The organism is Nocardiopsis halophila DSM 44494, from assembly GCF_000341245.1.
GTDB classification, from domain to species: Bacteria; Actinomycetota; Actinomycetes; order Streptosporangiales; family Streptosporangiaceae; genus Nocardiopsis_A; species Nocardiopsis_A halophila.
This window is the reverse complement of record NZ_ANAD01000141.1, coordinates 1-8,216: the sequence shown is the minus strand read 5'-3', so window position 1 is coordinate 8,216 and position 8,216 is coordinate 1. Positions and strand designations below refer to the sequence as shown.

Below are 8,216 nucleotides of genomic sequence, written 5' to 3'. Positions count from 1 at the left end.
CCGGGGGGGGCGGCCCGGCCCCGCCGTCACCGGTAGAGACCCGGCTACCCGCGGCCTATGACGCGGATTCGGGGATTTTTTCCGCGCCGAGCATCGCGGCGCAGGCGGCGACCCCTTCGGCATGCGCCCTGACCCGGCGGTGGGACTGCCACGCCGCCCGGTCGAGTACGAACCGCTCCTCGGAGCGGGCGGTGCCCCGCACGGCGACGCGGTCCGCCCCGTCGGACCGGTAGCCCAGCCGCTCGGTGATCCTGCGCGAGGCGGCGCCGCCGTCCAGGACGGCGGTGCGCGCCGCCCGGGCGCCCAGGCCGGCGAAGGCCAGGTGCAGCACGGCCGCGCGCATCTCGGTGCCCAGCCCCCGGCCCTGGTGGGGCAGGCCCAGCCAGGAGCCGGTGGAGACCTCCCGCACCACGGCGAAGTCCGTGGCGGCGATCTCCTGGATGCCGACAGGGGACCCGTCCGCGAAGACGGTCAGCTGCAGTCTCCAGTCCTCGGGGCGCCACTCGGCCTGCGCCTTCCAGAAGTAGGTCAGGACGCTGCGGGCGCGCTCGGCCGGCGGGGCGTCGGTCCACGGTGTGCGGAAGGGCATGCGCTCCGGATCGTGCACGCCCCCGGCCGCCACCGAGGCGAGTGCGTCCAGCTCCTCCAGGTCCGGAAGGCGCAGTTCCAGCCGGGGCGTGGTGATCCGCAGGCCGTACAGGGGCCAGTTCGCCAGGTCCATCGCATGATCGTCGCACCGTCGGCGGACGGCGCGGCCGCCGGGGCGGTACCCTGCACACGTGATCGACCTCCGTGCTCTCCGAGACGACCCTGACCGCCTCCGCGCCTCGCAGCGGGCCCGCGGCGAAGACGACGCCGTCGTCGACCGCCTGCTGGAGCTGGACTCGGCCCGCCGATCGGCCCTGTCCCGCTTCGAGTCCCTGCGGGCCGAGCAGAAGAGCGTGGGCAAGTCGGTCTCCAAGGCCGCGCCCGAGGAGCGCGAGGAGCTGCTCGCCAAGGCCAAGGACCTGGCCGCGGACGTCAAGGAGGCCGACGCCGAGGCCGGGCGGCTGGCCGGGGAGCTCGACCGGGCGCTGGCCGGGGTCCCCAACATCGTGGAGGAGGGCGCGCCCGCGGGCGGCGTCGACGACTTCGTGGTGATGGAGGAGTCCGGAACCCCGCGCGAGTTCGACTTCACCCCCCGCGACCACCTGGAGCTGGGCGAGATGCTCGGCGCCATCGACACCGAGCGCGGCGCCAAGGTGTCGGGCGCGCGCTTCTACTTCCTCACCGGCCCGGGCGCCCGCCTGGAGCTGGGGCTGCTCAACATGGCCCTGCAGCGGGCCATCGCGGGCGGCTTCACCCCGATGGTGCCGCCGGTGCTGGTCAAGCCCGAGACCATGGAGGGCACCGGCTTCCTGGGGGAGCACTCCGACGAGGTGTACCACCTCGCGGCCGACGACCAGTACCTGGTGGGCACCTCCGAGGTGCCGTTGGCCGGGTACCACGCCGGGGAGATCCTGGAGTCGGGGTCCTTCCCGCTGCGCTACGCCGGGTGGTCCTCCTGCTTCCGCCGCGAGGCCGGCTCCTACGGCAAGGACACCCGCGGAATCATCCGGGTGCACCAGTTCAACAAGGTCGAGATGTTCGTCTACACCCGGCCTGAGGACGCCCACGAGGAGCACCTGCGGCTGCTCGCCCGGGAGCGGGAGATGCTCGACCTGCTGGAGCTGCCCTACCGGGTGGTGGACATCGCCGGCGCCGACCTGGGCACCAGCGCGGCGCGCAAGTACGACTGCGAGGCGTGGATCCCCACCCAGGGGCGCTACCGGGAGCTGACCTCCACCTCCAACTGCACCGAGTTCCAGGCCCGGCGGCTCGACGTCCGCTACCGGGACGAGGACGGCAAGCCGCGGTTCGCCGCCACTCTCAACGGGACGCTGGCCACCACCCGGTGGATCGTCGCGATCCTGGAGAACCACCAGCGCGCCGACGGGTCGGTCGTGGTGCCGGAGGCGCTGCGCCCCTACGTCGGCCTGGACGTGCTGGAGCCCGTGAAGGGCTGAGCGCCGGGGCGCGCGCAGCACACGCGGCACACGGCGGGCAGGAGAGGGGCCGGTCCCGCGGGACCGGCCCCTCTCGTCGTGCCTCCGTGCGCCTGGGTGCGCCTACAGGTAGGGACCCGATCCCGGGTTGGGCCCCTGCGCCTCCTGTCCCTGCGGCAGCGCCTTGCGCATGTTCTCCAGCTGGGCCCGGGCCGCCATCTGCTGGGCGAACAGGGTGGTCTGGATGCCGTGGAACAGGCCCTCCAGCCAGCCGACGAGCTGCGCCTGGGCGATGCGCAGCTCGGGCTCGCTCGGGGTGTTGCCGTCGGTGAAGGGCAGCGTCAGCCGCTCCAGCTCCTCCACCAGCTCCGGCGCCAGGCCGTCCTCCAGCTCTTTGACCGAGTTGGCGTGGATCTCCCGGAGGCGGTTGCGGCTGGCCTCGTCCAGCGGGGCGGCCTTCACCTCTTCGAGGAGCTGGCGGATCATGCTGCCGATGCGCATGACCTTGGCGGGCTGCTCCACCATCTCACTGAGCGGGCGCTGCTCCTCGCCCTCGCCGGACTCCGCCCCCTCGGCGCCGTCCTGGCCGCCTGCGCCGCCGGGCCCCACGATCAGCACCTGCGGCTGCTCCTCTTCGCTGAATCCGTTGTTCATCGCAAACCCTCACTCGCGGATGGTCGTACGCGGGGTGTGTCCCCCGGGGCCGGTGTCAGGCGGCGCCCCGGTGGTCGGCGGTGAGCACGATCTTGCCGACGTGGGCGCCGGACTCCATGATGCGGTGCGCCTCCGCCGCCTGGGGCAGCGGCAGGGTCCGGTCGACGATCGGCCGCACGGCGCCCTCCTCGACGAGCGGCCAGACGTGCTCGGCCACGCCCGCGACGATACCCGCCTTCTCCTCCACGGGGCGGGAGCGCAGCGTGGTCGCGTGCACCGACTGGCGCTTGACCAGCATCCGCCCCAGGTCCAGCTCGGCCTTGCGGCCGCCCATCAGGCCGATGACCACCAGGCGGCCGCCCACGTTCAGCGACCGCAGGTTGGGGTCGAGGTAGGAGGCGCCCATGATGTCGAGCACGACGTCGGCGCCCGCGCCGCCGGTCTCCTCCTTGACGCGGGCCGGGAAGTCCTCGGTGCGGTAGTCGATGACGGCGTCGGCGCCCAGCTCGCGGCAGCGCTCGGCCTTCTCCGGGCCGCCGACGGTGGTGACCACCCGGGCGCCCCGGGCGCGGGCCAGCTGGATCGCGAAGGTGCCGATGCCGCTTCCGCCGCCGTGGACCAGCAGGGTCTCGCCGGCGGCCAGGCCGCCCACCATGAACACGTTGGACCACACGGTCGCCGCGGCCTCGGGGAGCGCCGCGGCCTCCGCGAGGCCGATCCCCCGGGGCACGCGCAGCAGCTGGCCGGCGGGGACGGCCACCCGCTCGGCGTAGCCGCCGCCGGCGAGCAGGGCGCAGACCGGGTCGCCGACGGCGCGGCCCGTGCCCTCGGTGCCGGGGCCCAGGGCGGCGATGTGCCCGGAGCACTCCAGGCCGGGGTAGACGGGGGCGCCGGGGGGCGGCGGGTAGCTGCCCTGGCGCTGGTTGACGTCGGCCCGGTTGACCGCGCTCGCCGCGACGTCGACGAGGACCTCGCCCGGACCGGGGACCGGGTCGGGGACCTCGTTCCAGGACAGGACGTCGGGGGAGCCGGGCTCACTGATCTCGATCGCGCGCATGCAAGGAAAGCTACCCACCCCGGACGGGTGGTGGACAGCGCGGCGGAGCGTGATCTTCCGGCCCTCCGCAGGCCGCGCCCGCAGGGCGTCCGCCCGCGGGGATCCGGGCGGGGCGGGGGCGCGTCGAAGGGGGAGGGGGGCGAGACGGTGCGAACCACGGCTGCGGGAACCCCTGTCGTACAGGGGGAGGCGAGCGCGGATCGGGGCGCGCGCCGTGCCGCTGCCGCTGGGTTTTATCTTTGTTGACTGAGGTGAGAAAACCGACGACGCTGGGTGTCCGAATCGTCCGCTTCCTCTGACCCCCCGCGGGTCTCGGCCCCGGCGCTGCACATTCACGCCCCCTGAAACGCGTTTTGAGGAGAACCTCCGTGGCACAGAGAGATCACGACGGTCCGGAGCCCCGCACTCCGCGTCCGCCGGAGGACGGGCGTGACCATGGGGCGGGCGCCGTGCCGGGGGACGACGTCGACGGCCACGGCTGGTCGCCCGAGGAGGGGACCGGCCAGTGGTTCGGCGACGGGGGGATGCTCCCTCCCCCGCCGTACGCCCTCGACGGGGGCGCGCCGCCGCCCCCGCCCTACGCCGTTCCCGGCGGCGCGGGCCCCGAGGCGCCCGCGCCCGTGTACCCCGAGCCCGCGCCCGAGCCGCCCGCCGACCCGGCCCCCGAACCCGCGGCCGAAGCGCCCGCCCCGCAGGAGCCCTGGGCCCCCCACTCCCAGGGAGCTCCGCAGCCGCAGCCCGTGCAGGAGGCGCAGGACGCACAGGACGCGCAGGGCGCGCAGGGCGAACCGGAGGAGGCGGTCGCGGCGCAGGAGCCCGCTCCGCAGCCGGGGCCGCAGGCCGGGCCGCCCCCCGGCCCGGACTCCGCACCCGGCGATCGCGCACCGTTCAACGGCGGCGCCCCGGGGCCGCACCAGGCGCCGCAGAGCCCGTACACACAGCCGGTGCCGCCGAACGCGCCCCCGCACGCACCACCGAACGCGCCGAACAACCCGCGGCAGACCCCGCCTCCCGGGCCGCCGAGCAACGCGCCGCACGGTGCTCCGCCGCAGCGCCCCACCGCCCCGCCCGGTCCGCCCCAGGGCCCGCAGCAGGGCGCGCAGCGACCCGCCCCCCGGCCGGGCTCCCAGCAGGGGCCGCACCCGCAGGCACCGCAGGCACCGCGGGGGGCGCAGCCGCCGCGGCCGCCCCAGGGTCCGCACGCAGCGCCACCGCAGGGGCCTCCGGGCGGGCGCCCGCCGCAGGGGCCGCCCGGCCCCCCGCGTCCGCCGTACGGTCCGCCGCAGGGCGGCCCCGCTCAGCAGGGGCGCCCGCCCGCGCAGCCGCCCCACGGGCCGCACGGGCAGCAGCGGCCGCCGATGCCTCCTGGGCCTCAGCAGGGCCAGGGGGCGCCGCAAGGACCGCACGGGCAGCAAGGGCCCCAGGGGCAGGTGCCGCAGCACCCGCACCCGCAGGCGCCCCAGCACCCCCAGGCCCCGCAGGCGCAGGCCGCTCCGACGGCCCCGCCCGCGGAGTCCGCTCCGCCCGCGCCCGCGCCCGCGCCCGACGGCGCCGCGGGCACCGGAGCCGTGCCCGCGTTCGATAGGCGCGGCGGGGACGAGGTTCCCGAACCGGAGCAGCTTCCCCCGCTGGCCACGTCCGCCCCCGGTCCGGCGGAAGGCTCGGAAGGCGCGGAAACCGGTGTGCCCGGTTCCGAGACGGACGGGCCCGAGCGGACCGGGGAGGCGCCCGTGGCGGACGCCGCCCCCGAGGAGGCGGTGGCCGAGGAGGCGGAGGCGCCGCTCCCGGACCTGCCCGACGCGGCGCCGCTGCCCGACGACGACGGCAGCGAGCCCGAGACGACCGTGCGGTTCGAACCGGACGCCTCGGGCGCTCCGGATGCCACGGCCGCCGCGGCTTCTCCGGGCGTCCCGGAGCGGCCGGTGGACGAGCAGTGGAGCGAATTCCCGTCCGCCGCCCAGTCCGGCCAGGCACCCCGGGACCCGCGGGAGGGGACGCCCCCCGAGGTGTGGGCCGACGACGCGGCCGACAGGACCGTGGCCTCCGACCCCGGTCCGGTGGCCGCCCCTGGGCGTGAGGACGCGGTCGACGAGGTCGCCGGACCGGCTCCGGAAGGGGCGTTCGGGACGGGGCCTCAGTCGGCCCGTGCCCAGGAACCGGGTGCTCCGTCCGTCGTCGAAGGCGTTCATGAACAGTACGGTCAGCCGCAGCCCTGGGACGCCCAAGGGCGTCCGGCGGAGGACGCCTATGGAACCGGGCCGCAGGCGCCGGTTCACGGTGACGGTGTCGCCCAGGGGGCGGAAGGGGCGTACGAGCAGTATCAGCCGCCCGTGGGCGCCTACGGGACCGGTCCTCAGGCGCCTGTGCAGGGTGAGGCGTCGTATGGCGCTGTTCCCGACGGGGCCCAGCAGCGGGAGCAGGGTTTCGGAGCCGCTCCCGGAACGGCGGTCGGCCAGGAGCCGCAGGCTTATGGGTGGGGCCCTGAGCAGGGGCGGCCGCCCGTGGGCGCCTACGGGACGGGCCCTCAGGCGCCTGTGCAGGGTGAGGCGTCGTATGGCGGTGCTGGCGAGGGTGTGTACGGGCAGGATGATCCGTACGCTCCGGCCGGTGCCTACGGCACCGGCCCCCAGCCGCCTGTGCAGGGGGAGGCGCCTTACGGTGCTGCCCCCGACGGGGCCCAGCAGTGGGAGCAGGCATATCCCCAGGAGCAGGCGTACGGTCAGGCGCCCGTCGCCGGCCAGGAGCAGCCTGGGCAATGGGCGCCCCGACAGCCGTACGCGCCCGGTTATGGAGCGGCAGGCCAAGGCGGCCAGGCTCCCGCGTGGGGAGCCGAGCAGGGCCAGTCGTATGCCGGTGCTTATGGCACCGGGCCTCAGCAGGCGGCGCACCAGCAGCCTGGCCAGTGGGAGGCTCAGGCCGATCCGTACGCGCCTGCGGAGCAGGGCTACCCCGCCGCGGGTGCTTATGGCACCGGGCCTCAGCCCGTGCAGGACTACACCCAGCAGGGGCAGTGGGGCGCGCCTGCGCAGCAGGGTCCTCCCGCGTCGCCGTACGGCCCCTACACCGGGGCCCAGCAGCCCTACCAGCAGCCGCAGCAGGGTTACGCCGCCTACCCCGAGGTCGCGGGGCAGCAGCAGGCGGGGAGCGCCGAGGAACTCGACGCGGCCTCGCTGGTGCGCGGCGGGCCTCCCAGGCGCAAGCCCGGGAGGGGGTGGCGCCGCGCCGTGCACGCCGCCTCCTTCGGCCTGGTCAACCCGGGGGAGTCCGCGGACGAGAAGCGCCGCAACGAACTGGTGGCCCGCGCGCGTACGCACGTGGCCGGCGGCCACCACCGGGTGGCGGTACTCAGTCTGAAGGGCGGTGTCGGCAAGACGACCACGACCGTGGCGCTCGGGTCGATGCTCGCTTCGCTGCGCGGGGACCGCATCCTGGCGGTCGACGCCAACCCCGACCGGGGCACCCTCTCGGACAAGGTGCGCCTGGAGACCGCGGCCACCATCCGGGACCTGCTCAACGAGCGGCACACCATCACCCGGTACGCCGACATCCGCGGGTTCACCTCCCAGGCGCTGAGCCGGCTGGAGATCCTGGCCTCCGACCGCGATCCCGCGGTCTCCGAGGCCTTCAGCGAGAACGACTACCGCGAGGTCTCCCGCCTGCTGGAGCACTACTACTCCATCTGCATCACCGACTGCGGCACCGGTCTGCTGCACTCGGCGATGCGGGGCGTGCTGGGCCTGGCCGACCAGGTGGTCCTGGTCAGCTCGCCGTCCGTGGACGGGGCCCGCAGCGCCAGCGCCACCCTGGACTGGCTGGAGGCGCACGAGTACGGCTACCTGGTGCGCGGCGCCGTGGTCGTGCTGTCGATGGTGCGCACGAGCGGGAAGAGCAGCGTCGACCTGGACCGGTTGGAGCAGCACTTCGCCAGCCGCTGCCGGGCCGTGGTGCGGGTGCCCTGGGACCCCCACCTGGAGGAGGGCGCCGAGGTCGACCTGGACCGGTTGGCTCCGGGCACCCGTGACTCCTACCTGCGGCTCGGCGCCACGGTCGGCGAGGCCTTCGCCTGGCCCCGCTGACCGCCGGACCGCACGCCGCCCGGGCCGCCCGAACGATCGGGTGCCCGGGCGGCGTCGTCTTCTCACCTTGTCGTCTTGTCACCCGGTCGGGGTCATCTGCGGGTCTGCCGCCCGCAGGGGCCGACTCCCCGGCTCCGCCCCCATCGCGAGGGGCCGCCGCCCCGTGGTCCTGCCCCTGTCGCAAGGGCGGCCCCCGGTTCCCGGGGGCCAGAGGGCGGACTCCACGGGCTTGGAGAAGGACAGCGGCAAGACAGGTGAGACGAGGTGGGCCGTTCCCCGGGCCTGGTTGTCGACCGCAGGGATCTCGCAATCGGGGTGGGTGAAGCAGCAGCGACGACGAAGGCCGGCGGCCCGCACGGTAGCGCTGTCGGGCGGCGGGCCTCTAGGGGGCCGGGAACATCGGCA

The 8,216-nt window shown here is 75.5% G+C and carries 5 protein-coding genes; 2 read left to right on the top strand and 3 right to left on the bottom strand.

All coding sequences use genetic code 11. From position 1 onward, the window contains the following. Positions 1 to 55 precede the first annotated feature (55 nt). Positions 56 to 721, bottom strand: coding sequence for a GNAT family N-acetyltransferase (locus D450_RS0116970; protein ID WP_017539852.1), 666 nt, complete (start codon positions 719 to 721; stop codon positions 56 to 58). Between the two features lie 58 nt (positions 722 to 779). On the opposite strand from D450_RS0116970, the gene serS reads away from it, so the two are divergent. Then, complete coding sequence (serS, locus tag D450_RS0116965) at positions 780 to 2,045, top strand: serine--tRNA ligase (RefSeq protein WP_017539851.1); 1,266 nt, start codon at positions 780 to 782, stop codon at positions 2,043 to 2,045. Positions 2,046 to 2,147: 102 nt separating this feature from the next. On the opposite strand, the gene D450_RS0116960 is transcribed toward serS, so the two are convergent. Further along, positions 2,148 to 2,678, bottom strand: coding sequence for a bacterial proteasome activator family protein (locus D450_RS0116960; protein ID WP_017539850.1), 531 nt, complete (start codon positions 2,676 to 2,678; stop codon positions 2,148 to 2,150). Positions 2,679 to 2,733: 55 nt separating this feature from the next. Beyond that, the gene (locus tag D450_RS0116955) at positions 2,734 to 3,735 is read right to left on the bottom strand and encodes an NAD(P)H-quinone oxidoreductase (RefSeq protein ID WP_017539849.1); all 1,002 of its coding nucleotides are present in this window, start codon (positions 3,733 to 3,735) and stop codon (positions 2,734 to 2,736) included. A gap of 1,682 nt (positions 3,736 to 5,417) precedes the next feature. Here D450_RS0116955 and D450_RS32575 point away from each other — a divergent pair. Beyond that, positions 5,418 to 7,811, top strand: coding sequence for an AAA family ATPase (locus D450_RS32575; protein WP_083932681.1), 2,394 nt, complete (start codon positions 5,418 to 5,420; stop codon positions 7,809 to 7,811). Positions 7,812 to 8,216 lie beyond the last annotated feature (405 nt).